Annotated in this window: 19 protein-coding genes; 12 read left to right on the forward strand and 7 right to left on the reverse strand. The window is 38.0% G+C overall.

Annotation, left to right across the window (positions count from 1 at the left end):
• Nucleotides 1-2 precede the first annotated feature (2 nt).
• Genes NU09_RS13210 through NU09_RS13220 form a run of 3 tightly spaced genes read right to left on the reverse strand, consistent with a single transcriptional unit; the run spans nt 3 to nt 1,193 of the window.
• The gene (locus NU09_RS13210) at nt 3-404 is read right to left on the reverse strand and encodes an ester cyclase (RefSeq protein ID WP_129751769.1); all 402 of its coding nucleotides are present in this window, start codon (nt 402-404) and stop codon (nt 3-5) included.
• 1 nt (nt 405) lies between these two features.
• Nucleotides 406-948, reverse strand: coding sequence for a DinB family protein (locus NU09_RS13215; protein ID WP_129751770.1), 543 nt, complete (start codon nt 946-948; stop codon nt 406-408).
• A 29-nt stretch (nt 949-977) separates the two neighbouring features.
• Nucleotides 978-1,193 carry a hypothetical protein gene (locus NU09_RS13220; RefSeq protein ID WP_129751771.1) on the reverse strand — a complete coding sequence of 72 codons (216 nt, stop codon included), beginning with the start codon at nt 1,191-1,193 and terminating at the stop codon, nt 978-980.
• A gap of 273 nt (nt 1,194-1,466) precedes the next feature.
• Here NU09_RS13220 and NU09_RS13225 point away from each other — a divergent pair, with 273 nt between their 5' ends.
• The 9 genes from NU09_RS13225 to ftsY all read left to right on the forward strand — a co-directional run bounded on the left by NU09_RS13225 (nt 1,467) and on the right by ftsY (nt 6,899).
• Nucleotides 1,467-2,138, forward strand: coding sequence for a M15 family metallopeptidase (locus tag NU09_RS13225; RefSeq protein ID WP_129751772.1), 672 nt, complete (start codon nt 1,467-1,469; stop codon nt 2,136-2,138).
• A gap of 5 nt (nt 2,139-2,143) precedes the next feature.
• Nucleotides 2,144-2,920, forward strand: a complete 777-nt coding sequence (locus NU09_RS13230; protein WP_129751773.1) for a 3'-5' exonuclease — start codon at nt 2,144-2,146, stop codon at nt 2,918-2,920.
• Nucleotides 2,921-2,948: 28 nt separating this feature from the next.
• On the forward strand, nt 2,949-3,560 hold the full coding sequence (locus NU09_RS13235) for a fumarylacetoacetate hydrolase family protein (RefSeq protein ID WP_129751774.1): 612 nt from the start codon (nt 2,949-2,951) through the stop codon (nt 3,558-3,560).
• Nucleotides 3,560-3,904: an Hpt domain-containing protein gene (locus NU09_RS13240; RefSeq protein WP_129751775.1), complete on the forward strand. Its 345-nt coding sequence runs from the start codon at nt 3,560-3,562 to the stop codon at nt 3,902-3,904. Before NU09_RS13235 ends, NU09_RS13240 begins: the two co-directional genes overlap by 1 nt.
• A gap of 5 nt (nt 3,905-3,909) precedes the next feature.
• Nucleotides 3,910-5,157, forward strand: coding sequence for a competence/damage-inducible protein A (locus NU09_RS13245; RefSeq protein WP_129751776.1), 1,248 nt, complete (start codon nt 3,910-3,912; stop codon nt 5,155-5,157).
• A 79-nt stretch (nt 5,158-5,236) separates the two neighbouring features.
• Nucleotides 5,237-5,473: a 50S ribosomal protein L28 gene (gene rpmB, locus NU09_RS13250; protein ID WP_129751777.1), complete on the forward strand. Its 237-nt coding sequence runs from the start codon at nt 5,237-5,239 to the stop codon at nt 5,471-5,473.
• Between the two features lie 30 nt (nt 5,474-5,503).
• Entirely contained in the window at nt 5,504-5,686 is a 183-nt protein-coding gene (gene rpmG / locus NU09_RS13255) for a 50S ribosomal protein L33 (RefSeq protein ID WP_026981158.1), read from the forward strand.
• Between the two features lie 9 nt (nt 5,687-5,695).
• The gene (locus NU09_RS13260) at nt 5,696-5,848 is read left to right on the forward strand and encodes a DUF4295 domain-containing protein (protein WP_129751778.1); all 153 of its coding nucleotides are present in this window, start codon (nt 5,696-5,698) and stop codon (nt 5,846-5,848) included.
• Between the two features lie 97 nt (nt 5,849-5,945).
• Nucleotides 5,946-6,899 carry a signal recognition particle-docking protein FtsY gene (gene ftsY / locus NU09_RS13265; protein WP_129751779.1) on the forward strand — a complete coding sequence of 318 codons (954 nt, stop codon included), beginning with the start codon at nt 5,946-5,948 and terminating at the stop codon, nt 6,897-6,899.
• A gap of 47 nt (nt 6,900-6,946) precedes the next feature.
• Here the strand turns inward: ftsY and NU09_RS13270 are convergent, their stop codons facing one another.
• Nucleotides 6,947-8,029, reverse strand: a complete 1,083-nt coding sequence (locus NU09_RS13270; protein WP_129751780.1) for a serine hydrolase domain-containing protein — start codon at nt 8,027-8,029, stop codon at nt 6,947-6,949.
• A 121-nt stretch (nt 8,030-8,150) separates the two neighbouring features.
• On the opposite strand from NU09_RS13270, the gene NU09_RS13275 reads away from it, so the two are divergent.
• Both NU09_RS13275 and NU09_RS13280 read left to right on the forward strand, forming a co-directional pair.
• On the forward strand, nt 8,151-8,570 hold the full coding sequence (locus NU09_RS13275; protein ID WP_129751781.1) for a lipocalin family protein: 420 nt from the start codon (nt 8,151-8,153) through the stop codon (nt 8,568-8,570).
• A complete protein-coding gene (locus tag NU09_RS13280; protein ID WP_129751782.1) occupies nt 8,570-8,866 on the forward strand; it encodes a DUF721 domain-containing protein in 297 nt (98 codons plus the stop codon). Before NU09_RS13275 ends, NU09_RS13280 begins: the two co-directional genes overlap by 1 nt.
• Nucleotides 8,867-8,919: 53 nt before the next feature.
• On the opposite strand, the gene NU09_RS13285 is transcribed toward NU09_RS13280, so the two are convergent.
• From NU09_RS13285 to NU09_RS13295, 3 genes are all read right to left on the reverse strand, one after another.
• The gene (locus tag NU09_RS13285) at nt 8,920-9,339 is read right to left on the reverse strand and encodes a nucleoside-diphosphate kinase (RefSeq protein WP_129751783.1); all 420 of its coding nucleotides are present in this window, start codon (nt 9,337-9,339) and stop codon (nt 8,920-8,922) included.
• Between the two features lie 79 nt (nt 9,340-9,418).
• Entirely contained in the window at nt 9,419-11,008 is a 1,590-nt protein-coding gene (gene bshC, locus NU09_RS13290) for a bacillithiol biosynthesis cysteine-adding enzyme BshC (RefSeq protein ID WP_129751784.1), read from the reverse strand.
• A gap of 147 nt (nt 11,009-11,155) precedes the next feature.
• Nucleotides 11,156-12,835, reverse strand: coding sequence for a T9SS type A sorting domain-containing protein (locus NU09_RS13295; protein WP_129751785.1), 1,680 nt, complete (start codon nt 12,833-12,835; stop codon nt 11,156-11,158).
• Between the two features lie 91 nt (nt 12,836-12,926).
• On the opposite strand from NU09_RS13295, the gene NU09_RS13300 reads away from it, so the two are divergent.
• On the forward strand, nt 12,927-15,128 hold the full coding sequence (locus tag NU09_RS13300; RefSeq protein WP_129751786.1) for a B12-binding domain-containing radical SAM protein: 2,202 nt from the start codon (nt 12,927-12,929) through the stop codon (nt 15,126-15,128).
• The last annotated feature ends 5 nt before the right edge of the window (nt 15,129-15,133 follow it).

Genomic DNA, 15,133 nt, shown 5'->3' on the forward strand with positions numbered 1-15,133 from the left:
AGTTAAAGTTCGTTTATTACCTGTATTACATCATTGCGTCCCCAATGGTCTATATATTGTCCGTCCTTAATACGAACCATATCCATTACATTCATGGCTACCTGTTTTCCGGTTGGGGCATGGCCCATAATTTCTCCGGTGTGTTTTGCATGAATGGTTTTGCGGGTGCAAACAATGTCATTTTCACCTATCATTTCATGTATTTCTATTGTAATATCGGAGAAGCCACTATGTAGCATCCCGATAAAACCTATAAGGCCTTCTGCATTTTTAGGGAAAGCACCCGGAGCAGTATGGTTGGTAAAGTCTGTATGGACTATTTCTTTAAGTACCTCGGTATTGTTCTGTTCCAAAAACTCTCTGTTAAACCTTAGTACTATTGCTTTATTTGCTTCTATGTTCATTTTAGCTGGCTTTGTATTCTGCTACGGTATTAAGGTAGCGTTCGTTAATAATATTCATGTGGTGATGCACATGGCCTAACAGGGCATAGCCTACTGCTCTTGCGGAAACTGTGTCTTCTCCGCTCCCAAGGCAAAGCTGCGACTGCTTTTCTGTTAACCCTGAAAAGAATTCGATGCTGTAGTTGCGTATTACATTAAACTCTTCCAAAAGTTCGTCAATGTCATGGCGTTCCACTTCTGCGTTTTGTATATAGGCTTCGTGATTGGTAAATCCAAAAGGAGTTTGATTGTCTCCTCTTGATGCGGCCAATGCACGATACTGCATAATCCTTTCCACATAATTTATATGCATCAGTACCTGTTTTATACTCCATTTTCCTTCTGCATAGCGGTAATTTGCCATGTCGGGATTAATGTTCTTAAAGAAGTTATAGGTACAGTTTCTATCCTGTCTCATTAAATGTATAAGTCCGTCTTCTTTAGTGAGGCCTATATACGCTTCCAGTCTCGGCGGATATTCGCCAATAAGGGGTTTGGTGATCATAAATGTTGATTTTTTGATTGATGATTGTTTTAAACTAATTCTTCGCAGTTAAGTCCGTTAGCCCTGAAAAGGTTAATTACTTTAGTTGCGATTTCTTTGTTGCTTTCAATGCGAACGATACGGTCGCAATCCTCCGGGTCAAAATCTACTCGTAATACAGAGTCTATTGCGGCAAGTATTTTACTTGCGAATTTGATTTGTCTGTTGGTTTTGACGGAGGTTTTAAAAACAAACACTTTTTTCATAATTGTCGGTTTTTTGATGGTGATTGATGATGATTGTAAAAAGTACAGTAAATGTACAACACAAAAGGATAGGTGGGTTGTGCAAAACCTCAAAAAATTTTGAGGCTTTATTTTAAAATCATACAAAATTATCTCACAGGATATTACATAAATAATACCCGCGTTGACATTAGTGTTGACAATAGAAAGCCATATATATTCTGAGTCTTAAAGTAATTAATAATATGTCAGTAAGTGCAATTCCCTATCTTTGTAAAGATAAAAGTATAATTGGTGAAAACTTTCGGGGTAATAGTATTGGTTGTGGTGATTTTTGCATTAAGCACCACTAAAGTTGATGATAAAAGACTTACAGAAGATTTTCATCAGGCTATAGTTATGAAAGATACCAGTGACTGGGCAGAAATAAAGATGGATACATTAGGTATGGTCAATAAAATGGCTTATGCCGATACTGCTAATTTTATGAATCAGAAAATATATCCCTGTGCCCGATGCTTTTTAAGGCTGGAGGTGGCAGAAGCTTTAGAAAAAGCTAATACACAGGCTAACGCTAAAAACCTTAAATTGGTTATTTTTGACTGCTACCGTCCTTACGGCTACCAGCAAAAGATGTATGAAATTGTAAACAATCCGAGATACGTTGCACCGCCGGGCAAAGGCTCTAACCATAACAGGGGAGCAGCAGTAGATTTGTCTCTGGCTGATGAAAACGGTAATTTGCTTGATATGGGTAATGAGTTTGATGATTTTTCAAGCCTTTCCCATTATATATCTGATAAGATATCAGAAAAAGCACAAAATAACCGAAAACTGCTTAGGGGTATAATGACCGAAGCAGGATTTATGCCTTATGATAATGAATGGTGGCATTTTGATTACAGAAAGAAAAAATATGAGACTTCCGATTTTAGATGGGAGTGTAATGAACAAACACAACAATAAATAAAATGGAACTTAAACTGCACAGGCCTATCTGTTTTTTTGATCTGGAAACTACAGGTACAGATATTACTAAAGACAGAATAGTTGAAATAGCGATACTTAAGGTATACCCTAACGGAAATAAGGAGAGCAAAACCTGGCTGGTTAATCCGGAAAGGCCTATTCCTCCGCAATCCACAGCTTTTCATGGTATTGATGATGAAAAAGTAGCAAATGAACCTACCTTTAAAGACCTTTCCCATCAGGTATATAATATGATTAAGGATTCTGATCTTGCGGGGTATAATTCCGACAGGTTTGATATACCGCTTTTGGCTGAAGAACTTTTAAGGGCAGGTGTTGACTTTGATATGAAAAACAGGGTAACTGTAGATGTGCAGACTATTTTCCATAAAAAAGAAGAGCGTACCCTTAGCGCTGCCTTTAAGTTTTATTGCGGGCAGATACTTGAAAACGCACATAGTGCAGCGGCAGATACCAATGCTACTTATGAGATATTAAAATCGCAACTTGACCGATATGAAGATCTTAAAAATGATGTTAAGGAGCTTTCGGAATTTACGACCCGTAAAAAAGCAGTAGATTTTGCAGGTTTTATAGTTCTTGATGATGACGGGGAAGAGATATTTACTTTTGGTAAGCACAAAGGCGCAAAAGTGGAGAAAATACTGGAGCAGGAGCCGGGTTATTTCGGGTGGATTCAGAATGCCGATTTTCCTTTATATACTAAAAAAGTGCTCACAGCTATTAAATTGAGAAAATTAAATAATAAATTAGTATAAAATAATCCCCACAAGATAACGCATACGCATGAAGATAATATGCATAGGCAGGAATTATGCCAGCCATATAGAGGAGCTTAAAAACGAAAGGCCCGATGAGCCTGTTATTTTCCTGAAGCCGGACACGGCAGTAGTGCAAAAACAGTTTCCTTTTATTATACCGGAGTTTAGTAACGATGTACATCATGAAGTGGAAGTGCTCGTTAAAATAAATAAGGTAGGTAAATATATAGATGCTAAATTTGCTCATAAGTATTATGATGAAATAGGTTTAGGTATCGATTTTACCGCAAGAGACCTTCAGGCAAAGCTTAAGGAAAGAGGCCTGCCTTGGGAAAAAGCCAAAGCGTTTGACGGTTCGGCTGTAATTGGAGATTTTATTAAAAAATCAGAATTAGGATCGTTGGATACCATAAACTTTGAGCTTACCAAAAATGATGAGGTAGTACAAAAAGGCAATACCCAAAGCATGCTTTGGAAGATTGATGAGCTTGTTGCTTACGTTTCGCAATATTTTACATTAAGAACGGGGGATGTTATTTTTACCGGAACGCCGGAAGGTGTGGGTAAGGTTAATCCCGACGATGTACTGGAAGGTTCGATAGAAGGTAAAAAATTATTCAGGATACAGGTAAAATAATGGCTTTACACTATAATTTATCCAAAGTATATGCGATTTCCGATAACGATGTGGATTTTGCGAGGCAGATAATGGTACTTTTTACAGAAGAGGTTCCGCCGGAAATTAAAAACATAAGGCAGGGACTAAAGGAAAAGGATTATGAAAGGGTATACCATGCTGCACATAAAATAAAGCCTACGCTTGATATGCTGGGTATGGACCTTGCTTATGAAGATGTTTTGTCTATAGAGACATGGAGCAGGAGCGAGGGTAAGAAAAAGGAAATAAAAGAGGTGTATAAGAGTCTTAAGGAGAGGATAGACCATGCGCTAAAAGAAATAAAAAAAGATTACGGCCTTTAAGAATTATGAAAGCAGCAGTTGTTACCATTGGGGATGAGATCCTGATAGGGCAGATTGTGGATACCAATTCTGCTTTTATCGCAAAGTCTTTAGATAAAATAGGTATAGGGGTGGTTGAAATGCTATCCATTAGCGACAGTCGTGAGCATATACTGGAAACGCTGGAAACGCTTCAAAACAAGGTAGACTTGGTAATTATGACGGGAGGGCTTGGTCCTACTAAGGATGATATAACAAAAAAGACCCTTGCAGAGTATTTTAATGATGACCTTGTGACTGATGAAGCGGTTCTTATACATGTTGAAGAACTGATACAGAAGGTTATGAACCGTCCGGCTTCGCAGATGAATAAAGACCAGGCACTTGTGCCCTCAAGAGGTACTGTGCTGTTTAACAGGGTAGGGACTGCTCCGGGTATATGGATGGAAAACGAAAATACCGTTTTTGTATCCCTGCCGGGTGTTCCTTATGAAATGAAATACCTAATGGAGAATGAGGTTGTGCTTAGGCTTATTTCCAAGTTTAAAAGACCGTATATTCTTCATAAAACCATAAATACCTACGGACAGGGAGAAAGCCTTATTGCCGAGCGTATTGAAGACTGGGAAAACAACCTGCCGGAATTTATTAAACTTGCCTATCTACCAAGTCCGGGTAAGGTAAGACTCCGCCTTTCTGCAAGAGGTATTAACGAAGAATTTTTACAGGAAAGCATTAAGGAAGAATCCGAAAAACTAAAAGCTATAATAGGCGATATTATAGTGGGTTATGAAGAGGAAGAATCACTGGAAGTTATTTTAGCGAAGCTTTTAACAGAACATCGAGTTACTATAGCAGCTGCTGAAAGCTGTACGGGAGGGAGGATAGCACAAATGCTAACTTCTATGCCGGGTTCGTCGGCTTATTTTAAAGGAAGTGCAGTAGCTTATGCTACCGAAGCAAAAGTTAATATACTCAAGATAGACCAACAGCTTATAGATATATTTAGTGTGGTAAGCCCTAAAGTGGCCGAAGCGATGGCACTGCAGGCAAAGAAGATTTTTGGGACAGATTATGCTGTGGCAACCACCGGAAATGCGGGTCCCACAAAGGGAGATTCCGATGCCGAAGTGGGTACCGTTTTTATAGGTATAGCTACTCCAAAAGGGGTTTACAGTGAGAAGTTTGACTTTGGTCAGCCCCGTGAAAAGGTTATAGAAAGGGCGGCAAATAAAGCTTTGGAAAAAATTTATCAGGAAATTTTAAAAAACTGATTGATTATGTTTGTGTAATAGTTTTATTTTTTGTTACTTTGCACCCTGATTTTGAATAACGATATAAAAGCGATAAATAATGTCAAGAGTTTGTGCCCTTACTGGTAAAAAAGCGATGGTTGGAAATAACGTTTCCCACGCAATGAACAAGACTAAGAGAAAGTTTAGTGTAAACTTAGTGAAGAAGCGTTTTTATCTTCCTGAAGAGGACAGATGGATTACTCTTAGGGTAGCTGCTTCTACTATCAAGACAATTAATAAAAATGGTTTAGCTGCTGTTTTAAAAGACGCTAAAGCTAAAGGATTCATTAAATAATAATCCGTACCTAAATAAATATATAGCAAGATGGCAAAGAAAGGTAACAGAATCCAGGTAATTTTAGAGTGTACTGAGCACAAAGCTTCTGGCGTACCAGGAACTTCAAGATACATCACTACTAAAAATAAGAAAAACACTCCGGACAGGTTAGAGATCAAAAAATTCAACCCTATCCTTAAGAGAGTAACTGTTCATAAAGAAATAAAATAATATTACGTCATGGCAAAGAAAACCGTAGCATCGTTACAGACAGCTTCTAAAAGGCTAACTAAAGCTATCAAAATGGTAAAGTCTCCTAAAACAGGTGCTTATACTTTTGTTGAGAGCGTAATGGCTCCAGAATTAGTGGATGATTTTCTTAAGAAGAAATAATAAGTCCTAAACATATATAGAAAAGCTACTTTCAGTAACGGGAGTAGCTTTTTTATTTTCTATATTTACCAAAGGAAAAACGAGACTAAAAAAGCATATGAACTTCTTTAAAAAAATATTTTCTTCTGAAAAGAAGGAAACTTTAGATAAAGGTCTTGAGAAAACTAAAACTTCTTTTTTCTCTAAGTTATCTAAAGCTGTAGCAGGTAAATCTAAAGTAGATGATGAGGTACTTGATAATCTTGAAGAGATACTTGTATCATCTGACGTAGGTGTAAATACTACCCTTAAAATTATTGAGCGTATAGAAGAGCGAGTATCTAAAGACAAATACTTAGGTACTGATGAACTTAATGCAATATTAAGAGAAGAGATTGCAGGCCTGCTTTCGGAGACTAATACAGGAGAGGCTACAGATTTTGAAGTTCCGGCAGATAAAAAGCCGTATGTATTAATGGTGGTAGGTGTAAATGGAGTGGGTAAAACCACAACCATTGGTAAGCTTGCCTACCAGTTTAAAAAAGCGGGACATAATGTTGTGCTTGGTGCAGCCGATACTTTCAGAGCTGCCGCTATAGATCAGCTGCAGGTTTGGGCCGACAGGGTGAATGTACCAATCGTAAAACAGCAAATGGGTAGCGACCCGGCTTCTGTTGCTTTTGATACGTTACAGTCGGCGGTTAAGCAAAATGCGGATGTTGTTATTATAGATACAGCCGGAAGGCTTCATAATAAAGTAAACCTGATGAACGAGCTTACCAAAGTAAAAAGGGTAATGCAAAAGGTAGTGGGCGATGCACCTCATGATGTGTTGCTTGTGCTTGATGGTTCTACAGGTCAAAATGCTTTTGAACAGGCTAAACAGTTTACTGCTGCAACAGAGGTAACCTCACTTGCCGTTACCAAACTAGACGGAACGGCAAAAGGAGGTGTGGTAATTGGTATTTCAGACCAGTTCCAGATACCGGTTAAGTACATTGGTGTGGGTGAAGGAATTGAGGACTTACAGGTATTTAACAAGTATGAGTTTGTAGACTCTTTCTTTAAATAGATTAGAACTCAAATAAAAGAAAATCTGCTCATTGAGCGGATTTTCTTTTATTCTATAACAGCATTTATCTTTTGCCATAGGTTATTATCAAATCCGGAAAGCGCAAAGTTTTCGCCATCGGCAGCATTACCCATTCTTATTATCACCATCTTTTTTGATGGTATTACATAAATCTTCTGGTCATTTTTGCCTAATGCCATATACATATCGTTAGGGCCGGAAGGGATAATACTACCGTTAAACTCAAACTGTGTTTGCGGCAGGTGGTAGCTCTGTTTACCGTTAAGCCACCATAAGTAGCCATAGCCTTTATTGATATCCTGAGAGGTGTATATAGCCTCGTTAAAATAGGTTGTGTTTATTATTTGGGTCTCTTTCCACTCACCATTATTTAAAGCTAAGAGACCAAAGCGAGCCATACTTCGTGTAGTACTCCAGTAAACACTTAGGTCATCGCCACTATCTATCCATGCGCCGGTCATTCCTATAGGGTCCCTTAGTTTAGAATTGAAATAACCGCTCCAGGTTTGGTTCGTAGCCTGTGCCACAACATCCTGTAGTTTAACATAAACATTATGGTAGGCCCATCGGGTGCCGGCATCGGCAACATATTGCAGATTTTCGGGAGAAACATCATCTCCCAAAGAATCATCAAGACCGGAACTCATGGTAAGCAGGTGCTTACAGGTTATAAGGTTCTCTTTATCCAAATTAGCGCTTGTCCAGCCTGTTCCTAAATAGTCAGATACTTTGTTGTTTATGTCGATGAAATTTTCCTGCTGGGCAATTCCTGTTATTGTAGAAGTAAGGGTTTTTCCGGCACTTGCCCAATACCAGGGGGTAGTGGCTGAATGCCCGTCAAAATAGTTTTCCATTACAATCTTACCATTTACAAGTATCATAAACGATTTACTGTGTTTTTCTTCAAGGTATTGTAATAGCGCAGGTACTGCACTTTCATTCCAGCCTAATGAAGCCGGACTGGTAGTTTCCCAAACATCAGTATTGTTGTCAGGGAAATACATGCTTTCTTCAGGAGTAGGATTTGTATCCTGATTGTTGCTGTCATCTGATGAACTACAGCTAAAAAACAGTATACCTGTAAGTAGTAAAGGAAATAATTTTCTCATATAATTTTTTTGTTAGCTGATGCTAAAGATATTAAATACTTGTTTTCGTTAAACTACCGTTATAACATTTGATGACACTTTTAAATGATTAAATTTGTGCTAACCAAAACAAAAAGATATCATGAAAAAACTGTGCCTTTTTTTGCTAATGGCATTAGCAACTGTTTCCTGTTCTCAAAAAATTGAAGAGGCTGATCTGTATAAACTTAACGGATACTGGGAAATTAAGGAGGTTATAATGCCTGATGGAGGAGAAAAAGAGTATACAGTTAATCCTACGATAGATTTTTTTGAGCTGAAAGGAAAAGAAGGTTTCCGTCAAAAGGTAATGCCTCAGGTAGACGGTACATACAGAACCAATGAGCTGACAGAAAAGATTGCAGTAAGCGAAGAAGACGGTAAGACATACATTAACTATACTACCGATCATGCTAAATGGAAAGAGCAGATAATTGAGCTTGATGATGAGAACCTTGTTTTGAAAAATGAACAGGATATTGAATACCATTACCACAAACCCGAACCCTTTACTATAAAATAATGGCAAAACGACTAAACGACCACAGTTCACTTGGTGATGTGCTTAAAGAAATTATCCAGAAGAATAACCTTCAAAAAGGTATGGATAAGATTGATGTACGTGATGCATGGAAAAACCTTATGGGTAACGGGGTAAATAATTACACCAGTGAAATTATGCTAAAAGGTACTACGCTTTATGTGGCGTTGACTTCGGCAGTTTTGCGTGAAGAACTTAGTTTTGGGAAGGAAAAGATAGTGAAGATGATTAATGAGGAACTGGGAAGGGAAGTTGTAAAGGAAGTTGTTTTAAGATAAAAGAAAAAGCCGCTCATTGAGCGGCTTTTATATTTCAGTTCGTGATTATATTCTTAGAACTGCTCTCTTCCTGCAAAGTGGAAGTTGCTCTCGATAGCAGCGTTCTCATCGCTGTCTGAACCGTGAACCGCATTTTCACCTACAGATGTAGCATATTTTTTACGGATTGTACCTTCAGCAGCATCAGCAGGGTTAGTAGCACCAATTAAAGCTCTGAAATCTTCAACAGCATTTTCTTTCTCAAGGATAGCAGCTACGATAGGTCCTCTTGTCATGAACTCAACAAGTTCACCAAAGAAAGGTCTTTCTTTGTGTACTGCATAAAATGCCTGAGCATCAGCTAAAGTAAGTTGAGTTAATTTTAGAGAAACGATTCTGAAACCTGCTTCAGTTATCATAGATAAAATACCACCGATGTGTCCTTTTTCAACAGCATCCGGCTTAATCATTGTAAATGTCCTGTTTGTTGCCATAGTCTTTTTAAATTTGCTGCAAAAGTAGTGGTTTTTACATTAATAAGTTTAATAAATTATTAATGTTTTTTATTCTTTTTTACAAAACCACAATGTTAAACTCCTGCTCTAAAGGCTTTAAGTCGGCAAACAGTTTTTCGGTAAGCTTTCCGTCAAATTCAAGGTAAAATTGTGAAAAGTTGGCTTTACGTTCCTGCAGGCTCCTGCCCGGGAAAAGCTCATTTTGAAGTTGCGTAATGCGCTCCAGCTTGTCGGCATGGTTTTTCTTTTCTGCCCTAAGCAATTTCTTTTCCAGATTTTCAAGTCCTTTCAGCTGTTTTAGCTCCTGAGCTTTTACCGCTCCGGTAAAGGTAGCGTCAGTTTTTGCGGCCATATCATACAAATTTGCAAACTGCTGTTTTAAAAACTCTTTCTGTTCGCTAAAGTCAAGGCCTAGTTCAGAGAATTCGTGAGTCTTTTTAGTAACAAGCTCCTGCTGTTTCATAAACATATCGGTCCAGGTTAGGTTTAGCTTGTCCATTTTATCAGCCTGCTTTTGGGTAGCAAGTAATACCGAGTTACGTAACAGTAATATAGGGAAGGCAACCCCAGCCGACTCAAAATAGGTTTTTAATTCCAACCAATACGCCAACTCACCTCCTCCGCCTATATAGCACAGGTTAGGCAAGATAACTTCCTCATAAAGCGGACGCATAATAACATTAGGACTGAATTTTTCCGGATTTGACTCCAGTAAAGCCAGTATTTCTGCCTCGCTAAATTTAATTTCGGTATTGTTTACATAATAGGTGCCATCCTGTAAAATAATACGTTCCCTTATGCTATCCTCTAAATAAAACAGGTTTATTTCCCTTGGGTTCACCTGTATGTTGTAGTCTTTTAATAAATGTGCCGTTTCGGCAACTTTAGTATGTGATGTCTGATGTAAAAGCTCTTCCTTAACATGCGGAGCAAACAGTTTTTTGAGGCTTGGGCTGTCTCCGTCTACTATTACCAGTCCTGTGTCACCAAAAAGCCTGTTGGCCAGATAGCGGGTGGCATCTGTAAGGTTACTGTGTTTTATGTAGGCTTCCCTAAACAGCTCCTTTAACCATGATGCATTGTTTCCTGGGCCTAATTCTTTTTCAAAAACCTCAAGTACTGCTTCCAGTCCCAAGGTAGATAATCGGCCTACAGGGCCTGAACTTTCCCTGTTCCAGTTTATTTTCTTTTCCTTAAAGTTAAAGTAGTTAATCTCGTCAAAGTCATGATCTTCGGTAGCCATCCAGTAAACAGGCACAAAATTGTATTCGGGGTAGGTTTCGGCCAATTGCCTGCTCAGGTTTATGGCGCTTACAATTTTATATAAAAAGTAAAGCGGACCCGTAAACAGGTTTAACTGATGGCCTGTTGTTATGGTAAAGGTATTGTTCTTATTAAGTAGTTCAATATTTTGCTTTGTACTGTTGGATATATTGAATCCGACATACTGCTGTCGCAGGGCATTTACTATAACATTACGGAAATCACTATTGTAGTTTTGCTGTTTTTCCAGTGCCTGCTGCTTAAAGTTTTCCAGGGTAGGGAAGCGGTTGTATAACGGCTTCAGGTTTTCTTTTTGGTTAAGGTAATCAGTTATTAGTGGGGTAAAATATCCTGAACTTTGAAAGCTGATACAGTCTGACGGCATTGTAGTAAATTATTTTCCTGTAAAGTTAGCGAAAAAATAAATGCAAACTTTATATGCAGTTCTTACTAATAGTGCGTTTAAAGTTGGAGTAATTGTAATAAATAAAAAGCCATGATTGAATATCATGGCTTTTTTATAAAAACATTTTTAGTATTTTATAAACTTTTGGCTCGAAGTAATACCTTCAATCTTAATAAAGTATATTCCTGATTCTAAATTACTTATGTTTATATTTAATTCTGAATCAATAAAATGGTTGTATACTTCTTTAGCTGTTATATCTATGATTTTTAATTCCTTTTTATCTGTTACCTGATCTAGTTTTACTGTAATAATTTCTGATGCCGGGTTAGGATAAGCTACGATAGTGCCGCTTTGAATAGTATTTTCATTAACTCCCAAAGTTTCAGTCCCCAGCTTTAATAGATAACCATCTAGATACTGTACTCCATTAGTTGAAGAATTCATTATAAATTCTCCTGGCCCCGGATCAAAATCTGCTCCGGCAGTAAATCGTCCGCCCATAAATATCATATCATCATAAGGAATAATTTCTGTGATGCTTAATAAACCTCCACTTCCAAATTTATAGGCAGTTTCAAAGACTTTATTGCTATTAAATTTAATAACCAGAGGATATTGTAATGCATAATTATTACTTATCAGAAATTCATCTTCTGGATCAGGGTTTACATCTATTATAACTTCATATTCTAAATAACCCGACAGGTAAAAATTATTTTCCTGGTCAAAACTTATTGTATTAAGTTTTGGTCCGTTCCAGTCAAAATAATAAGGAATTACATCAATAAACTCACCCTCTTGAGATAACCATAGTATATACCTGTTATTATACATTTCTGAGGTTAGTATGTGTTCATTTTCTCCAGGATCTACATCAAAACTTCCTGCTTCAAAATTTCCTAAAATAGCAATGTCCCCATTTGAAGTTATTGAGAAATCACTGGCATATTGTTTTTCAAATTCTTTTTGCCATAAAACCTCTCCGTTTTCCGTATTTATATTATATAGGGTTTGTAAAGGATCCCATCCGGTTTGGTTTTCATTTTGTACATATCTGTTAACCAGAAAATTTAAATTTCCATCGGGTCTCAATATTACCTTTCTTAATATTGAACCATTTTCCTGGTCATCGGTAAAAGGTTTAGCCCATGTGATTTCCCCCTGAGAATCTATTTTGATAATAAAAGATCCATGACCAGGATAAGAGAGATCGAATTCAGGCTGGTTATTGTCTAAATGAATGGTGTTATAAAAATTTCCACATATATAAGCATTACCAAGGTCATCTATATCAATGCTAAGCGCTCCTAAACCAGAAGTGTTTTCTTCGTTTAGGTCATAAAGTTTTTTTATATATAGCAGGTTTCCGTCAGTATCATGTTTATGAATAATTTGTTTGTAAAGTGGATATTCACGTACTGCAATAATAGTGTATATATTTCCGTCGGGACCTACTTTTATTTTTCGAGCCTGATTGGAGTTGGAATAAACGTCGGCAAGTCCTTTTCCCCAAACAAAATTTCCATCGCTGTCGAGTTTAATTAAAAAAAGATCAGTATCATAATTATTAGTAAATGATGAAGAGTGGGTAAGGTTGTAAACCTCGGTACCGGGATCCAAATCTGTAGTTTGGTTTTTTGTTTCGCCTAAAAGGTAAATATTTCCTTCGGTATCAACGTCTATTGATTGCACGGTTTGCAAATAATCGCCACCTATTTGTTTAGCCCATTGAAATTGCTGTGCAGGTAATGAATTTGAAAAAAGGAAAAAAATAAAGATGTAAAGTATGTAAGTTTTTTTCATTGATGTAAAAATTAGCTCAAATATACTAAAAGCTTTATAAGTGAAAATACCAAAAATATCAACTATTTTTGCAGGCTAAACCATTACTGTTTTGAGTGCTAAAGTATTTTTAATAACGCCACCTTTTACCCAGTTAAATACGCCTTATCCTGCAACGGCATATCTTAAGGGATTCCTTAATACTAAGGATATACCCTGTTTTCAGGCCGATTTGGGTATAGAGGTGATTTTAAAGCTTTTCTCAAAACAGGGGCTTACCGATTTGTTTAACCGCATAGAACAAAATACTGAAATCCTAACTCCAAACTCACAACGTATTATAGCGCTTAAGGATGAATACCTTAAAACCATAGATGCCGTAATGCTGTTTTTGCAGGGTAAGAACCCTACGCTGTCACACCTGATATGCCAGGAAGATTTTTTACCCGAGGCATCACGTTTTGCACAGCTTGAAGAACTGGACTGGGCATTTGGCAGTATGGGTACGCAGGATAAAGCGAAGCATTTGGCCACGCTATATCTTGAAGATATATCCGACCTTATTGTAGACTGCATCGACCCGCATTTTGGGTTTAGCCGTTATGCGGAGAGGTTAGGGCGCTCTGCAAATTCGTTTGATGAGTTGTATGAAAGCCTGCAACAGCCCTATACTTATATTGATGAACTGCTGATTGATATACTGCATGAAAGGATGAGGGACGTAAACCCGATGCTTGTTGGTTTTTCGGTGCCGTTCCCGGGGAATTTATATGCAGCTTTCAGGAGTGCGCAGTACATTAAAAAGATATTTCCTCATGTAAAAATCAGTATGGGAGGCGGTTTCCCTAATACCGAATTGCGCTCTCTTTCGGATGGACGTGTAATGGAGTTTTTTGATTTTATTACGCTGGATGACGGGGAAGCTCCGGTAGAATGCCTTGTGGAACATCTTGAAGGTAAAAGAAGCCTGAACGAACTTAAGCGCACTTTTACATTGGTAGACGGAAAGGTAACTTATATTGATAATTCGGCCTGCAGGGATTATAAACAGAGTGAAGTAGGTACTCCTGACTATTCTGATCTATTGCTTGACGACTATATTTCGGTTATTGAGATTGTAAACCCTATGCACCGTATGTGGAGTGATGGCAGGTGGAATAAGCTAACCATGGCTCACGGCTGTTATTGGGGTAAATGTACGTTTTGTGATATATCATTAGATTATATAAAGATATATGAGCCTGTTGCCGCAAAGCTTTTGGTAGACCGAATGGAAGAACTTGTGGCTCAAACTGGGCAAAACGGTTTCCATTTTGTTGATGAGGCAGCACCTCCCGCCTTAATGCGGGAAGTAGCTTTAGAGATTATCCGAAGAAAACTGGCAGTAACCTGGTGGACTAACATCCGTTTTGAAAAGAGCTTTACTGCAGATTTATGCCGATTACTAAAAGCATCCGGTTGTATAGCAGTTTCAGGAGGACTTGAGGTAGCTTCGGACAGATTGTTGGAGCTTATACAAAAAGGTGTAACGGTGGCCCAGGTGGCTAGGGTAACCCGCAATTTTACCGAAGCCGGCATTATGGTGCATGCTTACCTTATGTATGGTTTCCCTACACAAACAGCACAGGAAACTGTAGATTCGCTTGAGATGGTGAGGCAAATGTTTGAACTGGGAATACTACAGTCGGGATTTTGGCACCAGTTTGCTATGACTGCCCATAGCCCTGTTGGTATGTATCCTGAAAAGTTTGGTGTATTAAAGGAAACCGAAGCGATAGGGGCTTTTGCCAATAACGATATTGTACACATAGATAAAACAGGAACTAACCACGATAAATTTAGTTACGGACTTAAGAAGTCGCTCTTTAACTACATGCACGGTATTTGCTTTGATTATCCGTTACAGGATTGGTTTGAGTTTAAGGTACCGCGTACTAAAGTGCAGCACGATTATATTTATAATGTACTGCATGAGGATGATAGTTTTACGGTTAAGCCTACCGCAAAAGTGGTGTGGATAGGAGGGAAGCCAGCGGTATCCTACTTTACAAAAAACAAAAAAGGCCGCACTTTTGAGTTAGCCGCATTTACTTTTCACGATAAAAAGGAGAGTTATACCATTCAGGTTAATAAGGAACAGGGCGAATGGTTGGTAGCATTACTACATCAAATTGCAGTAACTCCGGATAATAAGGTAACAGGATTCCAGCAGGTAAAGCAAAGCTACGAAGATGTAGGGCTGGAAGATTTTGAACTGTTTTGGTATAGTAAACCCGTAAACACTTTACGCGAATACGGGTTGCTTATATTGTAACTGTA

This window comes from Flavobacterium beibuense (assembly GCF_004151245.1).
Taxonomy (GTDB): domain Bacteria; phylum Bacteroidota; class Bacteroidia; order Flavobacteriales; family Flavobacteriaceae; genus Flavobacterium; species Flavobacterium beibuense_A.

Bases quoted from the DNA above. Each gene is read 5' to 3' on its own strand.
- NU09_RS13210 (WP_129751769.1), bottom strand. From the start codon at position 404: ATGAACATAGAAGCAAATAAAGCAATAGTACTAAGGTTTAACAGAGAG.
- NU09_RS13215 (WP_129751770.1), bottom strand. From the start codon at position 948: ATGATCACCAAACCCCTTATTGGCGAATATCCGCCGAGACTGGAAGCG.
- NU09_RS13220 (WP_129751771.1), bottom strand. From the start codon at position 1,193: ATGAAAAAAGTGTTTGTTTTTAAAACCTCCGTCAAAACCAACAGACAA.
- NU09_RS13230 (WP_129751773.1), top strand. From the start codon at position 2,144: ATGGAACTTAAACTGCACAGGCCTATCTGTTTTTTTGATCTGGAAACT.
- NU09_RS13235 (WP_129751774.1), top strand. From the start codon at position 2,949: ATGAAGATAATATGCATAGGCAGGAATTATGCCAGCCATATAGAGGAG.
- NU09_RS13240 (WP_129751775.1), top strand. From the start codon at position 3,560: ATGGCTTTACACTATAATTTATCCAAAGTATATGCGATTTCCGATAAC.
- NU09_RS13245 (WP_129751776.1), top strand. From the start codon at position 3,910: ATGAAAGCAGCAGTTGTTACCATTGGGGATGAGATCCTGATAGGGCAG.
- rpmB (WP_129751777.1), top strand. From the start codon at position 5,237: ATGTCAAGAGTTTGTGCCCTTACTGGTAAAAAAGCGATGGTTGGAAAT.
- rpmG (WP_026981158.1), top strand. From the start codon at position 5,504: ATGGCAAAGAAAGGTAACAGAATCCAGGTAATTTTAGAGTGTACTGAG.
- NU09_RS13260 (WP_129751778.1), top strand. From the start codon at position 5,696: ATGGCAAAGAAAACCGTAGCATCGTTACAGACAGCTTCTAAAAGGCTA.
- ftsY (WP_129751779.1), top strand. From the start codon at position 5,946: ATGAACTTCTTTAAAAAAATATTTTCTTCTGAAAAGAAGGAAACTTTA.
- NU09_RS13270 (WP_129751780.1), bottom strand. From the start codon at position 8,029: ATGAGAAAATTATTTCCTTTACTACTTACAGGTATACTGTTTTTTAGC.
- NU09_RS13275 (WP_129751781.1), top strand. From the start codon at position 8,151: ATGAAAAAACTGTGCCTTTTTTTGCTAATGGCATTAGCAACTGTTTCC.
- NU09_RS13280 (WP_129751782.1), top strand. From the start codon at position 8,570: ATGGCAAAACGACTAAACGACCACAGTTCACTTGGTGATGTGCTTAAA.
- NU09_RS13285 (WP_129751783.1), bottom strand. From the start codon at position 9,339: ATGGCAACAAACAGGACATTTACAATGATTAAGCCGGATGCTGTTGAA.
- bshC (WP_129751784.1), bottom strand. From the start codon at position 11,008: ATGCCGTCAGACTGTATCAGCTTTCAAAGTTCAGGATATTTTACCCCA.
- NU09_RS13295 (WP_129751785.1), bottom strand. From the start codon at position 12,835: ATGAAAAAAACTTACATACTTTACATCTTTATTTTTTTCCTTTTTTCA.